This window comes from Aquirufa ecclesiirivi (genome assembly GCF_011250515.1).
In the GTDB taxonomy this organism is placed as follows: Bacteria; Bacteroidota; Bacteroidia; order Cytophagales; family Spirosomataceae; genus Aquirufa; species Aquirufa ecclesiirivi.
In genome coordinates, this window is the sequence record NZ_JAANOP010000009.1 from 118,381 (window position 1) to 138,226 (window position 19,846).

Annotated in this window: 22 protein-coding genes; 12 read left to right on the plus strand and 10 right to left on the minus strand. The window is 37.6% G+C overall.

Going from position 1 to position 19,846, the window contains the following annotated elements:
- Positions 1-58 precede the first annotated feature (58 nt).
- From G9H65_RS11915 to sufC, 6 genes are read right to left on the minus strand one after another with little or no spacing between them, the layout of a single operon-like run.
- Entirely contained in the window at positions 59-472 is a 414-nt protein-coding gene (locus G9H65_RS11915) for a BrxA/BrxB family bacilliredoxin (protein WP_109323218.1), read from the minus strand.
- A gap of 33 nt (positions 473-505) precedes the next feature.
- Positions 506-844, minus strand: a complete 339-nt coding sequence (locus G9H65_RS11920) for an iron-sulfur cluster assembly protein (protein WP_166375565.1) — start codon at positions 842-844, stop codon at positions 506-508.
- A gap of 3 nt (positions 845-847) precedes the next feature.
- Positions 848-1,267, minus strand: a complete 420-nt coding sequence (locus G9H65_RS11925) for a SufE family protein (protein ID WP_166375601.1) — start codon at positions 1,265-1,267, stop codon at positions 848-850.
- Positions 1,268-1,274: 7 nt separating this feature from the next.
- Entirely contained in the window at positions 1,275-2,495 is a 1,221-nt protein-coding gene (locus tag G9H65_RS11930) for an aminotransferase class V-fold PLP-dependent enzyme (RefSeq protein WP_166375566.1), read from the minus strand.
- A 4-nt stretch (positions 2,496-2,499) separates the two neighbouring features.
- A complete protein-coding gene (gene sufD, locus G9H65_RS11935; protein ID WP_166375567.1) occupies positions 2,500-3,774 on the minus strand; it encodes a Fe-S cluster assembly protein SufD in 1,275 nt (424 codons plus the stop codon).
- Positions 3,775-3,777: 3 nt separating this feature from the next.
- Positions 3,778-4,530 carry a Fe-S cluster assembly ATPase SufC gene (gene sufC, locus G9H65_RS11940; RefSeq protein WP_166375568.1) on the minus strand — a complete coding sequence of 251 codons (753 nt, stop codon included), beginning with the start codon at positions 4,528-4,530 and terminating at the stop codon, positions 3,778-3,780.
- 145 nt (positions 4,531-4,675) lie between these two features.
- Between sufC and G9H65_RS11945 the strand changes: the two genes are divergently transcribed.
- Positions 4,676-5,002 carry a HesB/IscA family protein gene (locus tag G9H65_RS11945; RefSeq protein WP_109323223.1) on the plus strand — a complete coding sequence of 109 codons (327 nt, stop codon included), beginning with the start codon at positions 4,676-4,678 and terminating at the stop codon, positions 5,000-5,002.
- 7 nt (positions 5,003-5,009) lie between these two features.
- Here G9H65_RS11945 and G9H65_RS11950 read toward each other — a convergent pair whose 3' ends face one another.
- The gene (locus G9H65_RS11950) at positions 5,010-5,621 is read right to left on the minus strand and encodes a Maf family protein (protein ID WP_166375569.1); all 612 of its coding nucleotides are present in this window, start codon (positions 5,619-5,621) and stop codon (positions 5,010-5,012) included.
- A 113-nt stretch (positions 5,622-5,734) separates the two neighbouring features.
- On the opposite strand from G9H65_RS11950, the gene G9H65_RS11955 reads away from it, so the two are divergent.
- The 3 genes from G9H65_RS11955 (at position 5,735) to G9H65_RS11965 (ending at position 7,534) form a co-directional block, all read left to right on the plus strand.
- Positions 5,735-6,184, plus strand: a complete 450-nt coding sequence (locus G9H65_RS11955; protein WP_166375570.1) for a MarR family winged helix-turn-helix transcriptional regulator — start codon at positions 5,735-5,737, stop codon at positions 6,182-6,184.
- Positions 6,185-6,259: 75 nt separating this feature from the next.
- Entirely contained in the window at positions 6,260-6,835 is a 576-nt protein-coding gene (locus G9H65_RS11960; protein WP_166375571.1) for a YceI family protein, read from the plus strand.
- A gap of 66 nt (positions 6,836-6,901) precedes the next feature.
- Positions 6,902-7,534, plus strand: a complete 633-nt coding sequence (locus tag G9H65_RS11965; protein ID WP_166375572.1) for an NAD(P)H-dependent oxidoreductase — start codon at positions 6,902-6,904, stop codon at positions 7,532-7,534.
- A 40-nt stretch (positions 7,535-7,574) separates the two neighbouring features.
- Here G9H65_RS11965 and G9H65_RS11970 read toward each other — a convergent pair whose 3' ends face one another.
- Together G9H65_RS11970 and G9H65_RS11975 are read right to left on the minus strand one after the other, a co-directional pair.
- Complete coding sequence (locus G9H65_RS11970; protein ID WP_166375573.1) at positions 7,575-9,020, minus strand: CCA tRNA nucleotidyltransferase; 1,446 nt, start codon at positions 9,018-9,020, stop codon at positions 7,575-7,577.
- Positions 9,017-9,583 (minus strand): L-threonylcarbamoyladenylate synthase, encoded by a 567-nt coding sequence (locus G9H65_RS11975; protein WP_166375574.1) that lies wholly within the window; start codon positions 9,581-9,583, stop codon positions 9,017-9,019. Before G9H65_RS11975 ends, G9H65_RS11970 begins: the two co-directional genes overlap by 4 nt.
- A 108-nt stretch (positions 9,584-9,691) precedes the next feature.
- Here G9H65_RS11975 and argS point away from each other — a divergent pair, with 108 nt between their 5' ends.
- The 4 genes from argS to G9H65_RS11995 all read left to right on the plus strand — a co-directional run bounded on the left by argS (position 9,692) and on the right by G9H65_RS11995 (position 14,471).
- A complete protein-coding gene (gene argS / locus G9H65_RS11980) occupies positions 9,692-11,479 on the plus strand; it encodes an arginine--tRNA ligase (RefSeq protein ID WP_166375575.1) in 1,788 nt (595 codons plus the stop codon).
- A 1-nt stretch (position 11,480) separates the two neighbouring features.
- Positions 11,481-12,107: a glutathione peroxidase gene (locus tag G9H65_RS11985; protein WP_166375576.1), complete on the plus strand. Its 627-nt coding sequence runs from the start codon at positions 11,481-11,483 to the stop codon at positions 12,105-12,107.
- Between the two features lie 65 nt (positions 12,108-12,172).
- Complete coding sequence (menA, locus tag G9H65_RS11990) at positions 12,173-13,087, plus strand: 1,4-dihydroxy-2-naphthoate octaprenyltransferase (protein WP_166375577.1); 915 nt, start codon at positions 12,173-12,175, stop codon at positions 13,085-13,087.
- Positions 13,088-13,124: 37 nt separating this feature from the next.
- Complete coding sequence (locus G9H65_RS11995) at positions 13,125-14,471, plus strand: tetratricopeptide repeat protein (protein WP_166375578.1); 1,347 nt, start codon at positions 13,125-13,127, stop codon at positions 14,469-14,471.
- Positions 14,472-14,473: 2 nt separating this feature from the next.
- Here the strand turns inward: G9H65_RS11995 and G9H65_RS12000 are convergent, their stop codons facing one another.
- Positions 14,474-15,247, minus strand: coding sequence for an AMP nucleosidase (locus G9H65_RS12000; protein ID WP_109323234.1), 774 nt, complete (start codon positions 15,245-15,247; stop codon positions 14,474-14,476).
- Positions 15,248-15,313: 66 nt separating this feature from the next.
- Between G9H65_RS12000 and G9H65_RS12005 the strand changes: the two genes are divergently transcribed.
- From G9H65_RS12005 to G9H65_RS12020, 4 genes are all read left to right on the plus strand, one after another.
- A complete protein-coding gene (locus G9H65_RS12005) occupies positions 15,314-15,775 on the plus strand; it encodes a type I restriction enzyme HsdR N-terminal domain-containing protein (protein WP_166375579.1) in 462 nt (153 codons plus the stop codon).
- On the plus strand, positions 15,772-17,409 hold the full coding sequence (pafA, locus tag G9H65_RS12010) for an alkaline phosphatase PafA (protein ID WP_166375580.1): 1,638 nt from the start codon (positions 15,772-15,774) through the stop codon (positions 17,407-17,409). The genes G9H65_RS12005 and pafA overlap by 4 nt, the downstream gene beginning before the upstream one ends.
- 86 nt (positions 17,410-17,495) lie before the next feature.
- Positions 17,496-18,809, plus strand: a complete 1,314-nt coding sequence (locus G9H65_RS12015) for a UDP-glucose dehydrogenase family protein (protein WP_166375581.1) — start codon at positions 17,496-17,498, stop codon at positions 18,807-18,809.
- 9 nt (positions 18,810-18,818) lie between these two features.
- Entirely contained in the window at positions 18,819-19,793 is a 975-nt protein-coding gene (locus G9H65_RS12020) for a UDP-glucuronic acid decarboxylase family protein (protein WP_166375582.1), read from the plus strand.
- The last annotated feature ends 53 nt before the right edge of the window (positions 19,794-19,846 follow it).

Sequence of the window (19,846 nt, forward strand, 5' to 3'; positions counted from 1 at the left end):
AGTGCTAGGGCTAAACCATAAAAAAAAGCCGAAGCTGTATACTTCGGCTTTTTTTATACTAGCAGAATTCCTCAAAAACTCCTTCTAAATGAGCTGAAATCAATTCAGCAGATCGGCCTTCAATATGGTGACGCTCAACAAAATGAACTAATTCACCATCTTTGAATAATGCGATAGACGGAGATGATGGTGGATATGGCAAAGTATACTCTCTTGCCTTTTGTGTGGCTTCTTGATCAACACCAGCAAAAACTGTTACTAAAGTATCTGGTTTTTTTGTAGACGCAGCTACTGCTTCTTTCACGCCTGGACGAGCAGTGCGAGCAGAACAACCACAAACTGAATTGATGAACAATAAAGTTGTACCTGGTTTCGCCAACACTTCTTCCACTTCTGAGGCTTGTTTCAATTCTTGAAATCCACCCTCTACAATATCCATCCTCATAGGATGTACTAAATGTTCTGGATACATATTAATCTATTTAAATTTGAATGTGATAATTATTTACATAAAGCCAAGTTCTAATTTGGCAACTTCCGACATCATATCTTGAGAATATGGCGGATCAAAAGTTAATTCTACAGAAACCTCTGCCACACCTTCAATCTCCCTAATTGCCTTTTCAATATCCACGGGAATACTTTCTGCCGAAGGGCAAGATGGTGAAGTCAAAGTCATCAATACATATACATTATTGATTGGAAATATCTTGATTTCATAAATCAGACCTAGCTCATATACATCCACAGGAATCTCTGGATCGTATACTGTTTTAATGGCCTGTACAACCTTTTCCTTTAAATCCGCTTCAGTTAGCACTGAACCTGGTGTCGTATTTTCCATATCTTAAGCTTGTGAAGAATAGGCAAGTGCATAATTTTTCATTTGTTTCACCATGGACAACAGTCCATTGGAACGGGTTTGAGCTAAATGTTGACTCATTCCAATTCGATCGATGAAGTATAAATCTGCTTTCATAATATCCGAGGGGGTATGTTCAGAAAGCACTCTTATCAACATACTGATTAACCCCTTAACAATGACTGCTTCTGAATCTGCTTGAAAAATCAATTTCCCTTCTTGCATAAAAGCATGAAGCCAAACTCGACTCTGGCAGCCTTTAATAACGTTTTCTTCCGTCTTAAATTCATCTGACAGTCCGGGTAATTTCTTACCTAGGTCGATCAAATATTCATATTTATCAGCCCAATCTTCAAAGAGACCAAACTCTTCAATCAATTCTTCTTGTGTATCGTTTATACTCAAAGCCATATTATAATAACATTGTAACTACTCGTTTCAAACAAACAACAAATCGGTCAATTTCCTCTTTGGTATTGTAGAACGAGAAAGAAGCCCGACAAGTTCCGGGTATATCAAATCGTTGCATCAAAGGTTGAGCACAATGGTGCCCTGTTCGAATAGCAATCCCAAATTTGTCTAACAAAACTCCTATATCTTGTGGATGAGTTCCTTCAATTAAAAAACTTATAACTGCAATTTTATTAGGTGCTGTGCCAATGATTTTTAAACCATCAATTTGACCTAATTGTTCTGTTGCATAGTTTAATAGTGCATTTTCTTGTTCTTCCACCCACCCTTTTTCAAGTGAATTCAAGTAATCAAAAGAGGCCGAAAAGGCTATTACATCTGCAATATTAGGCGTACCTGCTTCAAATTTATAAGGCAATTCATTGTAAGTCGTACCCGCAAAACTCACTTCTTTAATCATCTCCCCTCCTCCCTGATAAGGTGGCATAGATTCCAATAAGTCGCGTTTACCATATAAAACTCCTACGCCGGTTGGTCCAAATAATTTATGAGCTGAAAAGGCAAAAAAGTCCATATCAAAGCGTTGCACATCCATTTCCATATGCGCCACCGATTGTGCGCCATCAATCAATATCTTAGCTCCATGGGCATGGGCTAATGCGATCATCTCTTGAATTGGGTTTATTGTTCCAATGGCATTGGAAACATGATTTACAGCTACTAGTTTAACCGTATTTTCCTGTAATAATTTCTGATAAGCATCCAAATCCAATACCCCTGAATCGAGCACTGGAATAACCAAAACCTCAGCACCCTTTTCCAATGCAATCATTTGCCAAGGCACAATGTTGGAGTGGTGTTCCAAATTAGAAACAAGAATTTTATCACCAGCTTCAAAATTTGCTCTCCCAAAAGTTTGAGCCACCAAATTGATACTTGCTGTAGTACCTGATGTAAAGATGATTTGATCACTTGATTCGGCATGCAAAAAAGACTGAATCTTTTTTCGCGTCAACTCATAAGCTGCTGTTGCTCTTTCGGCCAAAGCATGTATTCCTCGGTGAATATTGGCATTATCTTCAGAATAATACTTATTCAATGCCTCTAATACGACTTTCGGCTTTTGGGTGGTAGCAGCATTGTCAAAATAGATCAAAGGAGAACCATTGACTTGTTGGTCTAACACAGGAAAATCTAAGCGAATTTGTTCAATGCTGGCCATGGTACTAATTTGACAAATCGACGGATTGTTGAATTTTAGCGATAATTTTCTCGGTAAGAGACTCTCTCAACACCGGATGCTCTACTTTATTGATTACTTCTTGAACGAATGCCAATAGCAATAAAGTTCTAGCTGCTGGTAAAGAAATCCCTCTGGAGCGCATATAAAACAAGGCCTCTTCATTTAATTGGCCCGTGGTAGTACCATGTGAACACTTCACATCGTCTGCCCAAATTTCCAATTGAGGTTTTGTATTCATGGTAGCTCTGGTAGAAGCCAATACATTGCGGCAAGATTGAAAAGCATTGGTTTTTTGAGCGTCTTGACGAACAAAAATCTTTCCATTAAATACGCCAGTGGCATTTCCTAACAAAACTCCTTTATACAATTCGTTGGATTCAGCATGGGGCATGCGGTGATCGACCACGGTATGGGAATCCATTAACTGATTTTCGCCTGGAACGTATAATCCGTTCAAATTGGAAACTACCTGTGAACCTTCAATGTAGAAATGCAAATTATTTCGAATCAAAGAGGCATTCAATGAAAAAGTAAAAGTATCGACTTGGCTACCTTCTGCTTGATAAATGAAGGTATGGTCAATATGACTCACTCCTTGCTGAAAATCTTGATCTTTCAAATAGGTAAATTGAGCGCCTTTAGAAACAAAGATCTCTTGAACAAAATTGGATAAAATATCTGCAGAACCCGTGGAGGTTTGTTGCTCCATTAAACTAACCTTTGCTCCTTCTTCTAGATAAATTAGCAGTCTAGATTGTACAGAAGATGATTTTTCCGTAGAATTCACCTGGTACTGATGCAGGATTGCTTTCGAAATTTCTACATCTTTTTTGATCCATAGTACGGTATGCTGTGGAGCGAGTGCCACATTCAAGTCGTATAATGAATTCTGGTCTAAAATGGGTTTTTTATCAGACCAAATTTCCTGAAATTCAGGACATTTCTGAATAAATTCATCAAAACTCAATACCTCCATTCCTTCATTTGAACTAGGCTTTTCTATACTTAGATAGGCATCAGAAGAACGAATAATCAATTCTGCCCAATCGGCTGAAACAGGCAGATTGGAATTTCCTTTGGGAAACCAATTTCTGTCTATTCCATTAAAATCTTTTAATGAGGTGTATTTCCACTCTTCCCATTTTGAAGTAGGAAAACCTTTGTCCAAAAAATGACTCAGCGCTTTACCTTTCTCAGATTCTGGATCTAGCTTTTGGGCAATGCCTTGTAATGTTGTATTTAATTCAGCTGATAACATATCTTATTGATCTACTTCAGATTTAATCCAATCATAACCTCTTTCTTCTAATTCCAAAGCCAATTCTTTGGTTCCCGACTTCACTATACGTCCTTTATAAAGCACATGTACATAATCTGGAACGATGTAATCCAATAATCGTTGGTAGTGAGTCACTACGATAGTGGCATTATTTGGACTTTTCAATTTATTAACCCCTTCTGCTACAATACGCAATGCATCAATATCCAATCCTGAATCTGTCTCATCCAAAATCGCTAGCTTAGGATCTAAAACAGCCATTTGGAAGATTTCATTTCGTTTCTTCTCTCCTCCTGAAAAACCTTCGTTTAATGCTCTACTTAATAGTGATTGATCAATGTTGACATAAGCCATTTTCTCTTTAAACATCTTCAAAAACTGAACCGCATCCATGGGATCTTCTCCACGGTATTTGCGAATTTCATTCACGGCAGACTTCAAGAAATTGGTGGTTGATACCCCTGGGATTTCTACCGGATATTGAAATGCTAAGAAAATTCCTTCTGCGGCTCTAGCTTCTGGAGCTAAATCCAACAAGTCTTTACCTAAAAATTGTACAGTACCTTCTGTAACTTCATAATCTTCACGACCCGCTAAAACGGATGCTAAGGTAGATTTTCCTGAACCGTTAGGTCCCATGATGGCATGTACTTCACCAGCTTTTACTTCTAAATCAATTCCTCGTAAAATTTCTTTTTCTCCAATAGAAGCGTGTAAATTTTTAATTGACAGCATAATGTTTGTATTTGATTCTTGCTTTGAATCACAAAATTATAACCTATACCTTGGAAAAACCATAGCTTATTTAGATTCACTCTAAACAATAGCGATTATTCTCCATTTTTTTTATAATTTTGCATCAAATACAAAATTCATCACCATGATAACGATATCTGATTTAGCAGCCGACCGTATTAAAGAGTTGAGATCAAAAGAAGGTTTAACGGAGGAATACAATATCCGTGTCGCGGTAGAAGGCGGAGGATGTTCTGGTTTAATGTATCAATTGGATTTTGCGGCAGAGCCACAAAGCTCCGATATGATTTTTGAAGATAAAGGAGTGAAAGTGATGGTGGATAAAAAATCCATCCTATACTTAGCTGGTACTGAATTGGATTTTTCTGACGGACTAAATGGCAAAGGTTTTCAATTCAAAAACCCGAATGCATCCCGTACTTGCGGATGTGGGGAGAGTTTTTCAATCTAAATAGCAACTAGAAAGGCAAAATCGATTGTCGACCTTCTAAAATATAAGGCTGCATCATGTGGTAAACACGATGTATGGGTAAACCCATGACCGTGTAGAAAGAGCCTTCTAAACGGCTAATACCTACCATTCCAATAAAATCTTGTACACCATAAGCGCCTGCTTTATCCAAGGATGACCCTCCTTTGACATACCATTCTATCTCCCAATCCAATAAATCCCTAAAAGATACTATAGCACGATCTACTTGGGTATTAATCCCTCCAGGACCAATTAAGGATATTCCTGTGTATACTTCATGATCTTTTCCCGAAAGCAATAATAACATTTCTCGGGCCTCTTGCTTGTCGGCTGGCTTATTCAAAATTTGACCATCGACTACTACTATCGTATCCGCCGCAAGAATTAATTGGTTGGGACATGATTCTGCTAACACCTTAGCTTTTTTCTCTGCTAAAATTCCAGGAACGTCCTGAATCTGCCAAGATGCATCGATCGATTCATCGATATCCGCTGGTAAAACGGTAAAATCAAAACCTGCCTGCGTTAAAATTTCCTTACGACGAGGAGAATTTGACGCTAAAATGAGGGGATATTGAAGAGAAAGTGAGCTTGACATGTTTCAAAAATACATGATTTTGATTCATTCAGCCCTATTTTGAAAAATAATATTTAAAAACATTTGTATTTAATGTAATTACATTTAATTTTGCAACATCAATTTATACTGATATGGAAATTGCAAGCGAATTACAACAAAGCAACTTTGCCTCGGAAGAGGCAAAAGCCATAGTCAATGTGATTTTTACAGGCAACTGGGTGGCTTACGAGCAACAAGAATTATTGAAACCCTATGACCTCTCCATGCAACAATACAATGTACTTCGTATTTTAAGAGGTCAAAACGGAAAACCGATGACTGTGCTAGCCATCATAGAACGCATGTTAGACCGTACCTCCAACGCCTCTCGATTAGTCGACAAATTGGTAGAAAAAAAATGGGTCTTACGAAGGGAATGTCCTAACGACCGTCGGGCCGTGGACGTATTAATACTTCCTGAAGGATTAGCCCTACTTCAACAATTGGATGAAGTTCAACATCAATGGTCAAAACGTTTCAGTCACATGAAACAACACGATTTAGTGAAACTAAATGAACTTTTAGATTTGCTCAGAAATTAGATAGGCTTTACAGATCATCAACAATTATATTTTCGATTTCATATTTATTTACAACCCTTTTAAAATTAAACAACAATGAAAAAAGTAAGCTTTATTCTTTCCGCCTTAGCCTTCATGGCTTTTACAAATCAAACAATTGCTGCACCTAGCACAAGCCCCGTTTCTACAAAAGCTAGTAGCATTGTTTGGAATGCTAAAAAAGTAACTGGTGAGCACACAGGTACTATTGGTATTTCAGCTGGTAAATTAGTAGTTAACAAAAATCAGATCACTGGTGGCAATTTCACGATTGACATGAAATCCATTGTTTGTAAGGATATTACTGATCCAGAGTACAACAAGAAATTTGTAGGTCATATTACTTCTGGTGACTTTTTTGAGATTGAAAAATTCCCAACGGCTCAGTTTGTTATTTCTAAAGTAGCGGGAAACCAAATTTCTGGAAACTTGACTATTAAAGGTATTACTAAAGCAATCTCTTTTCCTGCACAAATTGCCGTAAACAATGGAAAAGTAAGTGCAAAAGCGAACATCACCATTGACCGTACGGACTACAATATCAAATATGGTTCAAAGAAATTCTTCGATTCGATTGGTGATAAAGCCATCTTTGATGATTTCACTTTAGCAGTGACTTTAGTTTCTGAATAAAACAATTTACAAGCTTAGCCTGTTACAAAGGCTAAGCTTTGTTCAACATCATATACCCAAAGAATTATGTCATTAGTAGATGCTTTACAGTGGCGCTATGCCGCCAAAAGGATGAATGGAAAAAAGGTGGATGCATCTAAGATAGAATCTCTGTTATCCGCTATTCAATTATCTGCATCGGGATTTGGTTTACAACCCTATCACATTCTAGTGATTGAAAATGAAGATTTAAAAGCGAAAATTCAACCTGCGGCTTTTAATCAACCTCAGATTGTTGAATCATCTCATTTATTAGTTTTTGCTGCCTGGAATGAGGTAACAGCTGAAAAAATTGATGCTTTCATCCAATTAGTGTCCAAAACGAGAAATGTGGACTTAGCTGATTTAAAAGCTTACAAAGATGCCATTTCTGGCGCTTTGCTGAGTAGATCAGTAGAAGACCAAGTGAAATGGATGGACAAACAAGTGTATTTAGCCATGGGTACAGCCTTAGCAGCAGCAGCCAAGCTTGAGATTGATAGTACTCCCATGGAAGGTTTTAAACCTACTGAAGTAGATGCTATTTTAAATCTCAAAGAAAAAGGATTGCATGCAGTTTTAATGATGGCAGTTGGTGAACGCGATGAAGTTTCCGACTTTATGGTGAATGCCAAAAAGGTACGCTGGCCAAAAGAAGAATTATTTGTGCACATTGTTTAATGTGTATAAAAAGGAAAAGGTCTCCAAAGAGACCTTTTTTTTATGCCAAATCCGTCAGGCTAATTTTAGGACTCAGTCCGAGTTTCTTTCCTTCTTCCAGCATAAATTCCCAGGCTGAAGCTAAATCATTTTTGACTTGGCCCTCTAAAATAGCTTCTCGAATAGCGACCTTGATCTGTCCGATTTCTTTTCCTGGGCCGATGTCAAAGACTTGCATGATAATCTCCCCAGAAATGATTGGTTGAAAATTTCTCAATGAATCCTTTTCCTCTACTTCCTTTAACTTCTCATCTACTTTATCGAAATTCTTTAAATAGCGTTTGACTTTATCCCCGTTTTTGGAAGTGATATCAGCTCGACAAAGTGTCATCAATGCTTCCAATTCCTCACCTGCTTCAAATAAAAGTCGACGTAATGCGGCATCAGTTATTTCTTCTTTCGATAAAGCGATGGGCCTCAAATGCAGTCGGACTAACTTCTGAACCAGTTTCATCTTCTCATTCAAGGGCAACTTAAATCGCTTGAAAATAGCGGGGACTTGCCTTGCTCCCATTTCTTCATGTCCATGAAATGTCCAACCTTTTTTCGGATCAAAGCGTTTAGTAGCAGGTTTGGCAATATCGTGTAAAATAGCCGCCCAACGCCACCATAAATCATCTGTGTGTTGAGAAATATTATCTAAAACCTGCAGGGTATGGTAAAAATTATCTTTGTGACCTTTACCTTCTTCAGTATCTACCCCTTTGAGTTTAACAAATTCAGGAAAAATGATGGGTAAAATGCCGCAGGCATCTAAGAGCAAAAATCCATAAGAAGGTTTTCTGCATAGAATTATCTTGTTTAGCTCCTCTGAGATCCGTTCCATGGAAATAATTTCCAAGCGAACATTCTCCACTTGAAGTGCCTCAAAGGTCGTTGGGTATATATCAAAGCCCAACTGAGCCGCAAAACGTATAGCCCGCATCATGCGCAATGGATCGTCTGAAAAAGTAATCCTTGGTTCTAAAGGTGTTCTTAAAATACGAGATTCCAAGTCTTTTAATCCATCAAATGGATCCAACAATTTTCCCCAATTGGCTAAATTAAGTTGAACTGCCATGGCATTGATGGTAAAATCCCTACGATTTTGATCATCTTCCAAACTGCCTTCCTCTACGATGGGTTTTCTAGAATCTCGCTGGTAAGATTCTTTTCTTGCCCCAACAAATTCTAAATCCCAATCGTCCACTTTCAACATGGCCGTACCAAAATTCTTAAAAACAGAAACTTGGTGCTCAGGCAAATTGAATTCTCGGGCTACCTCTTCCGCTAATGCGATTCCTGAGCCTATGCAAACCACATCAATGTCTTTCTTACTATCTCGACCTAAAATGGCATCTCGCACATATCCTCCAATGACATAGGCATCTAAGCCCAAACGATCAGCTGCAGCTCCAATCTTGATAAAAATTGGATTTTCAATAATTTCCTTTCCCGTTTTTATCATGGGCGAATCATTGTATAGTCACCATTAAGGCCCAATTTGACAATTTTAGATGCCTTGGCCTTTCCTTTGGTTGGATGGGGGTTTTGTAAAATATAATCCACTCCTTCTTTAATGATGGGTGAAATCATTTCAAAACTTTCGGGTGAAGGTTCCCCAGATATATTGGCGGAGGTGGAAACAATCGCTCTTTGGTATCGATAAACAAAACCTTTACAAAACTCATCTTTCACTAAACGAATGGCAATGGTCCCATCCGGTCCTAATACATGTTTACTGACATTTTTACCTTGGGGATATATAACAGTCAATGGATCTTCGGCAAAATCTACTAAATCCCAAGCAATATCTGGCACCTGTTCTACATACTCGTTTAATTGCTCTATCTTGGATATAAGCAAAATCAGGCCTTTGTTTTCCGGCCTTTGTTTGATGTCAAACAATTTCTCAATGGACGCATCCATTCGGGCATCACAACCTAATCCCCAGATGGTATCACTTGGATATAGGAGGACTCCTCCTGATTTTAATGATTTTATTGCGTCGTCGTAAATGGACTGTATCATAAACACAAAGGTAAAGATTAATTCCTCTTTTATTAAGTCGAGAATCAATGTTTAGCTTGAATTGGCTACCTTTGCAAACATTTTAATCACAATTTCTTCGTCTTTGGTATGTCGAGTATACAAGTACAACTCATTGCAAGTATTCAAGCTGGTTTAAGTTCTTTATTTCAAATAGAAGATAATGAACTCAGCCTTCAAGAAACGAAAAAGGAATTTGAAGGGGCCTATACTTTTGTTGTCTTTCCATATACCAAAAGAGCAGGAAAAGCACCAGTACAAATTGCTCAAGCCTTGGGAGACTATTTAATCGATAATAATCCACAACTTGTTAAGGCTTATCAGGTTGTACAAGGATTCTTAAATATTTCCCTACACGATTCTATTTGGTATGGATTATTACAAGAAATGGCTGAAGATAAATCGGCATTTCAATTGGCCCCTAAAAACGCAAAAATTGTCATTGAATATTCCTCTCCTAATACCAATAAGCCCCTTCATTTAGGCCATTTAAGAAATAACTTTCTGGGTTATTCGGTAGCTCAAATATTAAAAGCTGGTGGTTATGATGTCGTAAAAACGAATTTAGTCAACGACCGAGGCATACATATTTGCAAGTCGATGTTGGCTTATCAATTATTTGGAAATGGAGAAACCCCCGCATCCAGTGGCTTGAAAGGTGACCACTTGGTGGGCAAATATTATGTAGCTTTTGATAAGGCATATAAATCAGAAATAGAACAATTGGTGGCAACTGGCATTGATCCAGAAAAAGCGAAAGCGCAGGCCCCTATGATGTTACAAGCTCAGGCCATGTTATTGGCTTGGGAGCAAGGAGAATCGTCCGTTATTCAATTGTGGGAAACCATGAATGCATGGGTATTGGATGGTTTTGCGGCTAGTTATAAACAAATGGGAGTAGATTTTGATAAAATTTACCGTGAATCCAATACCTATTTATTAGGTAAAAAACTGGTTGATGAAGGATTAGCTCAAGGCGTTTTCTATCAAAAACCCGATGGTTCCGTTTGGATCAATTTGGAAGAAGAAGGATTGGATGAAAAATTGGTATTGAGAAAGGATGGTACATCGGTATACATCACTCAAGATATGGGTACAGCCCAATTAAAATATGAAGACTTTGGAGCTCAACAGTCCATATATGTGGTTGGAAATGAGCAAGATTACCATTTTGAAGTCTTGTTTCACATTTTGAAGAAACTCCAAAAACCTTTCTCTTTAGGGAATTATCACTTGTCTTATGGTATGGTGGATTTACCTAGCGGTAAAATGAAATCAAGAGAAGGAACGGTGGTAGATGCAGATGATTTGATGCAGGAAATGGTGGATACTGCTCGAGAAAGAACCTTGGAATTGGGAAAAATAGATGGTTTCTCTGAAGAGGAATCCAATCAATTATTTCAACAATTGGGTATGGGTGCATTAAAATATTTTTTACTGAAAGTTGACCCTAAAAAACGCATGTTATTCAATCCTGAAGAATCCATTGATTTTCAAGGAAATACAGGTCCATTTATTCAATATACGCATACAAGAATTTGCTCCATCCGAAGAAAAGCCATAGAAAAAGGTTTTCCACTTAGAGGGGAAACTCAATCGAAAATATCGTTTGCAGAATCAGAGAGAGAATTAATTTATTTGTTAGGAACTTACAAAACGAAACTAGCGGAAGCTTGTGAGAGTTTCTCTCCATCGATAATCGCGCAATATTCCTTTGATTTAGCAAAACAATTCAATAAATTTTACAATGAATTGACCATCTTAAATGAAGAAAACGAGGAGATTAGAACAATTCGACTTACCTTGTCAGACTTAACAGGCAAAACAATTCAGCACGCAACTTCGTTATTAGGAATAGTTTCGCCTGAACGAATGTAACATGAAACGAATTTTAACTTTCTCACTTATATTAATCACTGTCGTTATGCTAGTAAATATTGTAAAAATTGGATCCTTACTAACGGCGCTAACTTTGCCGTTTACACAAAACACCATTTTAAATCGCCCAGAAAACGTGGAAACTGTTGTTGCAGCACCGAACTTTCATAATTTCAAAATGAAAGGTATTGATGGTAAAGTTATTGACTTTAGCCAATTCAAAGGAAAGAAAGTGGTTGTATTAAATACTGCCTCTAAATGTGGTTATACACCACAGTATGCGGATTGGGAGAAATTCCACCAAGCAAACAAAGACGTTGTTATATTAGGTTTCCCTGCCAATGAATTTGGTGGTCAAGAACCAGGTAGCAACGATGAAATTGCTAGCTTTTGCCAAAAAAACTATGGTGTTAGCTTCCAAATGATGGAGAAGGTCGTGGTAAAAGGAGATGGAAAGTGTGACTTATACAAATGGCTTACCGATAAAAAAGGTAATGGTTGGAATGAAAAAGAACCAAGCTGGAATTTTTGTAAATATGTCATCAATGAAAAAGGTGAATTAGTCAATTTTTTCGCCTCGGCTATTAAACCTTCGAGCCCAGAGTTTCTGCAAGCTTTAGCTAAATAATTTATTTCTGACATCCCTGAATTCAAAAATTCAGGGATGTTTGTTTATAGTAAATACAACAACATATGAATCGTTGGGTAGAAGCCGCGAGGCCTCGGACATTACCTCTGGCTATTGCTAGCACCATTTTAGGAAATATTTTGGCCTATGTAGATGGCCATTTTCAATGGACTATTGGTGCTTTAGCTATTCTTACTACCCTCTTACTTCAGATTTTATCCAATTTTGCCAACGATTTAGGCGACACTCAAAACGGAGTCGACAATGCAGATAGAAAAGTAGCGCTACGGGCTGTACAGACTGGAGCAATCAGCCCATCTGAGATGAAAAATGCGGTTTATCTAAGTGCGCTCTTAGCATTTATTTCAGGTCTCAGTTTATTGTACATCAGTCTTCAATCGGCTTCCATTGAAATCATTTTAGGCTTTTTAGTATTAGGCATATTGGCTATTGGTGCTGCTATTGCCTATACAGTTGGAAAAAGACCCTATGGATATATGGGATTAGGAGACCTTTCCGTCTTTATTTTCTTCGGTTTAGTTGGTACCGTAGGAGTCTATTTTTTACAAACCTTGGAATTCAAACTAGCCGCATTTTTACCCGCCGCAGGCTGTGGATTCATGTCGGTAGCTGTATTAAATTTGAATAATTTACGGGATTTGGACAATGATAAAAAACAAGGAAAGATGTCGATTCCTGTGCGTATAGGTAAAACCGCTGGATTTTTATATCAAAAATTTTTATACATTTTAACTATTTTAAGTTTTGGAATATATCCCATGGTAAATCTTGGGGTCCCTCCTACTTTCTTTCAAAACTCAACCATGTTGGCGGCATATATTCCCATCGCCTTATTAGCTAATAAATTACAACCTCATTTAACTCCAGCTCAAATAGATCCCTATTTGAAAAAAACGGCTTTAGTCACCTTGTGGCTTATTTTGGTATTTGGCTTTACCCAAATTTTTCTTAGCGAGTGATTTCCCTTATTTTTACGTAATAAATTAATATTATACCATGAAGTGGACTTCTCTGGCTTTTGCCTGCATGCTATTATTTTCTAATTCTATGATGGCGCAAGATGCTGTCAATTACATGGAACTAGGTTTAACTCAAAATAAAACGGGAAATTACGCCGAGGCCCTACGAAACTTCAGTATTGAAATTGAGAAAAATACAGCAAATCCAAATCCCATAGCCTTTTATAATCGTGGTTTTGCCAAATATAATTTGAAGGATTTTCGGGGAGCTATTTTGGATTTCGAAAAAGCGATTGAATTAAAATCTACTTATTATGAGGCATTCATAGCTCGTGGGCAAAGTTATAGCAAGCAAGACAATCATAAAATTGCCATTCAAGACTACAATGAGGCCATTCGCTTAAATCCATTAGAAGCTACGGCTTATTATTCCAGAGGATTGTCGAAGAGTAAATTAGAAAACTACCGTGGTGGTTTATCTGACTTCAATAAATCACTAGAACTTAACCCTGAATATGCCCCTTGTTTGGCAGCTCGAGGGGATTGCAAAGTGAAATTAGGTGAATATGCTAGCAGCATTGAAGATTATAGCAAGGCCATTGAAATTAGTCCTAAAAGATCTACCTACTATTCCGGTAGAGGGTTTGCCAAAATGAAATTGAATGATTTTGCTAATGCCCTAAAAGATTTTAATGAGGCTTTGAAAATTAGTCCAGATGAAGCCAATGATTGGTATTATGCTGGATTTTGTAAAACTCAATTGGAAAATTTCAGAGGAGAAAATGGCGAAAAAGGAGCTTTAGAAGATTTCAATAAAGCGCTTGAATTAGAGCCTTCCAAAGTAGAAGCATTCTATGGTAGAGGTTTTGTTAAGTCGAAATTAGGAGATCAGCGAGGTGCGATAGAAGATTATACCAAAGCGGTAGATATGGGGAATTTAGAAAATACAAAGATTCTTTACACAGCGAAAATGAATAAGGCTGTATTGGATGAATTACGTTATTCTGTTCAGGATAAAATCAAAATAGCTGAATTCTCTACCGAAAGGGCTGAAATTTATTTCAATAGAGGATTAGCGAAATCCAAATCTGGAGATCCCAAACAAGCCATGGAAGATTACAATCGGGCCATTTCGCTTAATCCTATTTATGCGGATGCTTATTTCATGAGAGCCATGGCCAAATCCAATGTAGGAGATCAGCGCAGTGCCATTCAAGATTGTAGTAATGCGATAAAATTGAATGCCAAATACGCTGAAGCCTATTTTGTTCGAGGTATCATCAAATTAGCTTTAGTTGATACCACAGGATGTTTGGACTTAAGCAAAGCAGGTGAATTGGGTTATAATCCCTCCTTCCAAGTTATCCGAGATTTCTGTAACTAAAATTACTCGAAACGTAAATGCTTAACTGACTCACCAGAAGAAGCTAATTCTTCTAGGGCGTCTATACCAATTTGTAAGTGAAGATTGACGTAATTATCGGTTACTTTCTTATCGCTAACATCCGTTTTTACACCATCGGGAGTCATGGGATTATCCGATACTAACAATAGAGCCCCACGTGGAATTTTATTGACAAATCCCACCGTAAATATGGTAGCCGTTTCCATGTCGATGCACATAGCTCGAATATCAGATAAATATTTTTTAAATTCTTCATCGTGCTCCCAAACTCGACGATTGGTCGTATAAATCAAGCCTGTCCAATAATCCTTTTCGTGTTTTTTGATCATAGAAGATACAGACCGTTGCAAGCGGAAAGAGGGTAATGCTGGGATTTCTTTGGGCATATATTCATCTGATGTACCTTCTCCCCTAACAGCCGCGATAGGCAGGATTAAATCTCCCAAAGCAAGATTCTTTTTAAGTCCGCCACATTTACCTAGAAACAACACAGCTTTAGGTGAAATGGCCGAGAGAATATCCATCACTGTAGCTGCCATGGGTGATCCCATTCCAAAATTGATGATGGTGATATTATCTGCTGTAGCCGTCTGCATGGGACGATCTTGTCCTAAAATTTCTACATCAAATTTTTGGGCAAACATATCCACATAGTTCTTGAAATTGGTTAATAAAATATATTGACCAAATTTTTCCAGCGGTGTACCGGTGTAGCGCGGTAGCCAATTTTGTACAATTTCTTCTTTAGTTTTCATGAAAAGATAAAGTTCGTGATGAAATTAATCTACAAATAGATTAATTTAGAGTTTGTGTAATGGCCTATGATGCAACCTATAGCTGACCTGACGCTGCAGTTTCCTCCTTATGATTACAAATTAAAAAAAAAGGATGGAAAACTCTATATTTTTGACTCCATTGCCAAAAAATACAGATTGCTTTCACCAGAAGAATGGGTTCGTCAACACTGTTTACAGTACATTACGCAACATTTACGTTATCCTAGTGGAATGATTCAAATTGAAGGTGGTATTAGCGTCAATCAACTACAAAGAAGAAGTGACATTCAAATATTTGCTAATGATGGAACGGTGTTTATGATCATTGAATGTAAAGCTCCACATGTAAAGTTAACGGATGTTACTTGGCAACAGATTAGCCAGTATCAAAAGCAAATTAATTCCAAGTATTTAGTTCTCACGAATGGTCTGGAAACTAGATTTTTAGAAATAGATTTATTACACCAAAAAACGAATACATTAACACAATTTCCTATTTATTCATGAAAAAAACGACACAAGTATTTGCCTATTTAATCATCAGTGTGCTAAGCATAAGTACGGCTTGGGCTCAAAACAAGACTAAATCATTAGCCAAAAGACCCGCCTTAGTTGTCGGTATTGTGGTAGATCAAATGCGATATGATTATTTATATAAATACCAAGATCGTTATAGCGACAATGGCTTTAAGCGATTGATGCGAGAAGGTTTAAATTGCCAAGATAATCATTATAACTATGCTCCCACTGTTACAGCCGCTGGACATGCTAGTGTATATACAGGAACAGTACCTGCGGTTCATGGCATTGTTGGAAATGATTGGACAGATGTAGCCACTGGAAAAAAGGTATATTGTACAGAAGATAGTACAGTAACTACCGTGGGCACCACAGGAAAATCAGGTTTTATGTCGCCAAAAAACCTATGGACTAGCACTATTACCGATCAACTTCGAATTGCACAAAACTTCCGTTCCAAAACGATAGCAATTGCCTTAAAAGATCGTGGTGCTATTTTACCAGGTGGGCATACAGCGAATGGCTCTTATTGGTATGATTCAAAAGAAGGTCGCTGGATTACTTCTTCGTTTTACATGAAAGAATTACCGAGCTGGGTTCAGAAGTTTAATGCCGAAGAAAAAGCACTTAACTATGTCAAACAAGGTTGGAATACCTTATATCCTATTGAAACCTATGTTCAAAGTGCGGAAGACAATTTACCTTTTGAAGGCAAATTACCTTCAGAAAAGACGCCCACGTTTCCACATGCATTAGAAGGACCAAATCCCTTAGAAATCATCCGTTCTACTCCTTATGGAAATTCCATCACTAAGGATTTTGCTTTAAAAGCGATAGAAGAAGAAAAATTAGGACAAAATAATCAAACCGACTTTTTAGCCCTTAGCTTTTCTTCCACCGATTATGTGGGTCATGCTTTTGGCCCTCAATCCATTGAGTTAGAAGATACCTATTTGCGTTTGGACCGAGATATTGCTGAGCTTTTGACTTATTTGGACAAAAAATTTGGTAAAGATCGTGTGTTGGTATTTTTAACGGCTGACCATGCTGTAGCCGAGGTACCTGGATATTTGCATTCGAAGAAAATGCCTGCTGGGGTATTTGAAGCTAGTAAAGCTTTAACTGAAGCCAAAAATGCATTGCAGAAAGAGTTTGGGTCGGATAAATTAATTGTAGGAAGTGAAAACTCCCAATTGTACATTGATCATGCTTTGCTGGAGAAATTAGCTATCAATCGTAAAAAATTACACCAAGTAATTTCAACGGCCTATTCCAAAATAGAGGGTACATCCACTATTGTGGATATGCAGGATGTTGCTAATAGTACCTTAATTCAACCATATAAAGAATTGGTATCGAATGGCTATCATCCAGCACGAAGTGGAGATTTCATGATTCTATTAAAACCACAATGGTTTATGGGAGGAAAAACGGGAACTACACATAGTACTTTATATGCCTATGACACACATGTACCTTTACTGTTTTATGGTTGGAAGGTAAAACCTCAAGAAATAAGCAGTAGAACTAGCATTAGTGACATTTCAACCACTTTAGCTAATTGGTTAGGATGTATGGAACCATCGGGAAGTATTGGTAAAATTATACCGATGGCTAAATAAGTATTGATAATCCAATTCATTTATAAATATTAAAAGAAAAATGGCTAATTTTAAGCCAAATTTTTGAACTAAATAAAGATTAACCCATGAAAATTGCGGTAGTAGGAACGGGATATGTTGGCCTTGTAACAGGTACATGTTTTTCAGAAACAGGTAATCACGTCACATGTGTTGATATCAATGAGGCAAAGATTAATCAAATGAAAGCGGGTGTTGTACCCATTTATGAACCGGGTTTAGAAGATTTATTTCACCGCAATGTGGGAGAAGGTCGTTTAAACTTTACTACTTCCTTGATAGAAGGAATAGAAGGAGCTAAAGTAATCTTTTTAGCACTTCCTACCCCTCCGGGTGAAGATGGTTCGGCCGATTTGAAATACATATTGCAAGTAGCGAATGATTTAGGCCCTTTATTGAAAGAATATACGGTTATCATCGATAAAAGTACGGTTCCAGTAGGTACTTCAGAATTGGTCAAAAATGCCATTGCTCAACATGCCAAGGTCCCTTTTGATGTCGTATCGAATCCTGAATTTTTACGTGAAGGTGTGGCCGTAGAGGATTTCATGAAACCAGATCGAGTAGTGATTGGAACTGAATCAGAAAGAGCTAAAGAATTAATGAGCAAACTATATGCTCCCTTGGTTCGTCAGGGAAATCCGATTATTTTCATGGATGAGCGCTCAGCGGAAATGACGAAATATGCCGCTAATGCATTTTTAGCCACCAAGATTACCTTCATGAATGAAATAGCCAATTTATGTGAATTGGTGGGTGCGAATGTAGATGATATCCGCCGTGGAATTGGTACCGATTCACGCATTGGTAAGCGTTTCTTGTTTGCTGGAATTGGTTATGGAGGAAGTTGTTTTCCAAAAGATGTTCAAGCATTGGCTAAAACCTCCGAAGAGAATAATTACAAGTTCCATATTTTGGATAGCGTAATGCGCGTGAATGAAAATCAGAAGACGAAATTATTGCCGCAGGTTCGACAGTATTTTAATGAAGATTTAGCAGGAAAAACCATCGCGATTTGGGGATTGGCATTTAAGCCATATACAGATGATATTCGTGAAGCCCCTGCTTTGTATAATATTGAAGCATTATTAGAGGCTGGATGTACCATCAAGGCTTATGATCCAGAGGCGATGCCAAATGTACAGGCTTTATTAGGAGACAGTGTTCAATTTTGCAAGAATCCGTATGAGGCACTAGAAGATGCTGATGCCTTATTAATTGTTACCGAGTGGCCACAATTCCGTACACCTGATTTCGATAAAATGGACTCTTTGCTTAAAAATAAAGTTATTTTTGATGGTAGAAATTTATATGAATTATCTCAAATGAAAGAATTGGGATATACATATTACTCGATTGGCCGTCAAACCGTATTATCATAAATCATAGAAATGAAAAGAGTATTAATAACAGGAGGTGCAGGATTTTTAGGGTCACATCTTTGTGATCGTTTTATCAAAGAAGGATTTCATGTAATTGCCATGGATAATTTAATCACAGGCGATTTAAAGAACATTGAGCACCTTTTTAAGCTTCCCAATTTTGAATTTTATCACCATGATGTATCCAAGTTCATCCATGTACCTGGTGAATTAGATTATATTTTACATTTTGCTTCCCCTGCTTCCCCGATTGATTATTTAAAAATCCCAATTCAAACTTTAAAAGTTGGATCCTTAGGTATTCATAATTGTTTGGGATTAGCTCGTGTTAAAAATGCACGTGTACTGATTGCCTCGACCTCGGAAGTTTATGGAGATCCATTGGTTCATCCGCAAACAGAAGAATATTGGGGAAATGTAAATCCGGTAGGTCCAAGAGGAGTTTATGATGAAGCTAAACGCTTCCAGGAGGCTATGACCATGGCTTATCATACCTACCATGGGGTAGAAACACGTATTGTCCGTATATTTAACACCTACGGCCCTAGAATGCGCCTAAATGACGGTCGTGTTTTACCAGCATTCATAGGGCAAGCTTTACGTGGAGAAGATTTAACGATGTTTGGAGATGGTTCTCAAACAAGAGCTTTTTGCTACGTAGATGATTTGGTAGAAGGAATTTATCGCTTGCTTTTAAGTGATTATGCCCAACCCGTGAACATTGGAAATCCCGATGAAATCACCATCAAGGAGTTTGGAGAAGAAATCATCAAATTGACTGGAACGAGTCAGAAATTAATCTCACTGCCCTTACCAACGGATGATCCGAAACAAAGAAAACCCGATATAACCAAAGCGAAAGCCATTTTAGGCTGGGAACCAAAGGTTACTAGAGCAGAGGGATTAAAAATCACTTATGAATATTTCAAATCATTGAGTCAGGACGACTTACATCGATTAGCACATCATAAGGAGTTTAAATAAAACTCATGACATATTGAGATTAAAAGGCCAGCTAGCGCTGGCCTTTTTTATTG